This is a genomic window from Pseudomonas sp. SIMBA_041 (assembly GCF_046535095.1).
Taxonomy (GTDB): Bacteria; Pseudomonadota; Gammaproteobacteria; order Pseudomonadales; family Pseudomonadaceae; genus Aquipseudomonas; species Aquipseudomonas mucoides.
The window spans coordinates 1-297 of record NZ_JAWRXJ010000160.1 but is presented as its reverse complement, the minus strand read 5'-3'; the positions used below and the strand labels follow the sequence as shown (position 1 = coordinate 297).

Annotated in this window: 1 protein-coding gene; it reads right to left on the bottom strand. The window is 66.3% G+C overall.

Annotated elements, in window-relative coordinates; translation table 11 throughout:
* Positions 1–297, bottom strand: a 297-nt coding sequence (locus SB725_RS30675; protein ID WP_410923122.1) for a hypothetical protein, incomplete at both ends; no start/stop codon positions are given.

Genomic DNA, 297 nt, shown 5'->3' with positions numbered 1-297 from the left:
GGAACAGCGCGAAAGCGCCTGCGGCGATCGTGATCGTCAGGCCGATCGACGCGACCATGCCCGCGCGCGGCTTCAGCCGATAGAGAAGCGCGCAAATCGCGCATACAATCAGTTCGTTGAGCACCAGTTCGGCAGCGAAGCCGATCTCGCGCGGCGGTGCGGCCGTCGCGGGCGCAGCGATTTCATCGCCAGCGGCGAAAACATTCGCGAGCGTCGGCATGCCGCCCGAAGACGACACCGACGACCCGCCGGCACCTTCGATCGACGACCGAATCAGGACGGACCGACCGCTCAGGT